This is a genomic window from Pontibacter sp. HJ8 (genome assembly GCF_054824225.1).
In genome coordinates, this window is sequence record NZ_JSYF01000346.1 from 1 (window position 1) to 1,867 (window position 1,867).

The window sequence follows — 1,867 nt, forward strand, 5'->3', positions numbered from 1 at the left end:
TCACCTTCTTCTGCAAAATCACAAGTAATACCTGTATGCGGTCTAACTCTTCGTTTTTCCAGTTCATATCGCTGCTCTTATACCTACTTTCATGCTCCAGATAGGCAAATCCTATCAGTTTGGATAACTTGCTGCACCAAAACCAGTGCCCTTACGCTGCTTCTTAAAAGTAGACGTCATTTCAGCAAATGAAGCATGCTCGTTTCCAACACTGATGTCATCAAAATATACTACCCTAAGGTCTGAGTCGGTTCTGCTGTTATTCCACTTTGCTTTATAAATCCCAATTTTCCAATAGGGCATTTTTTCGCTTTCGATATTGTTTCTACCTGTATAATGGACCAGCTTCTGGCCATTGTGCCATACTTCGATCAGTGCGTCGTTTCCGGCTGAATGAACTATATGAAAAATGAATTCATGCCAGGTATCTTTAGTTACCGGTGCCAGATCAAGCACTTTCCAACTAGTATCTTTGGAGTTGTGAAGTACCCGCAGGTAAAATCTGTCGTTAACAATTCGCAACGAGATGGGCGGACTCCCATTCTGATGCCATTGACTGATTAATTCATTGGAAGTATCAGTGGTGTAGCTATTTGCCGGGAAAAAGGCTGCAAAGCTGTACCACCTTTCATTATGCGTCGTTCTATTTGTTACAAACAACTCTGATCTTTTACCCCGATGCACCATCGGATCGGTTGCTCTTAATTCAAAGCGCCCGGATTTAGCCCTCCTGTAGACAGGATCAGGCACTATTTTAAAGCCGTGCTCCGTGCCAGTCTGTAAGCTAACTGCTGTCGCAAGCGGGTCATTTCCGTCAAAGGTTTCTGTAAATAGTATGTTGCCCTTCAATGGTTTTGCATTTCCATCATCCCAGAAAGTGAGCGGAAAATTTATGTTGTATTTATTCAGAACAAGCTCAACCTTCGTCGGATGATTTTCCATTTTGAATGCAACTGCTATTTCGCAAGCGAAATAAGTAGCTAGCATCCAGATCAGGCTGGTACAAACCAGAGGTACAATAGATACCTTCCCCATAATTACCAACGTATTATTCCTCCCTCTGTTTAAGCAGGATTCAGCTCAATTTCAGAAGGCGCTCTTATGAGCTTTTTTACTAAAGATGGTCATGTAAATAATTTTAATATCCAGCCACAATGACCACTTTTCCATATACCAGATATCATGAATCGTTCTTTGTTTTCTCTGCTCATCTGTTTCGGTTGGCCCTCTCCAGCCATTAACCTGAGCCCATCCTGTAATTCCTGGTTTGAAATAATGCCTGATCATATACTTATCGACACTTTCCTGGAGCTGCTGATTAAGATAACTTCTGTGAGGGCGGGGGCCAACCACGCTCATGTCTCCTAACATCACATTAAGGAACTGCGGTAATTCATCCAGGCTATACTTCCTTAGTATTCTACCAAATTTTGTAATCCGCGGATCATCTTTTTGCGTCGATAGCGTACCTCCAGCATGCGCATCATTTTCCTGCATGCTTCTGAACTTGAATACTTTGAATGGCCTTCCTCCCTTTCCTATTCTCACCGGGCAATAGAAAACAGCGCCAGGAGAATCCAGCTTGATCAGAACAGCAAGCACAAGAAACAACGGGAAAAGGGCCAACAGCACAAATGCAGAGAAGATAATATCAAAACTGTTCTTCAGGAAGAAGGCATAGGTTTCATCTAAAGGTAACTGGCGAACATTAACCGCATCTATATGCCCGTAACGCGTCATCTTATAATTGCTACCTAACAGACCTTGGTAATCAGGTATATATTTCACGCGTACTCCATGATAATCAGCTGCTGCTATAATGTTCTTTACCTTCTTTGAAACCTTTACAGGCAGAGCGATGACGATC

Annotated in this window: 2 protein-coding genes; both read right to left on the minus strand. The window is 42.4% G+C overall.

Going from position 1 to position 1,867, the window contains the following annotated elements:
• Positions 1-114 precede the first annotated feature (114 nt).
• Entirely contained in the window at positions 115-1,035 is a 921-nt protein-coding gene (locus OB13_RS14955) for a polysaccharide lyase (protein WP_461490977.1), read from the minus strand.
• Positions 1,036-1,086: 51 nt separating this feature from the next.
• The coding region (locus OB13_RS14960; RefSeq protein ID WP_461490978.1) for an exopolysaccharide biosynthesis polyprenyl glycosylphosphotransferase at positions 1,087-1,867 on the minus strand (781 nt) is incomplete at its 5' end.

Coding starts and splice junctions, on each gene's coding strand:
- OB13_RS14955 (WP_461490977.1), bottom strand. CDS start 1,035: ATGGGGAAGGTATCTATTGTACCTCTGGTTTGTACCAGCCTGATCTGG.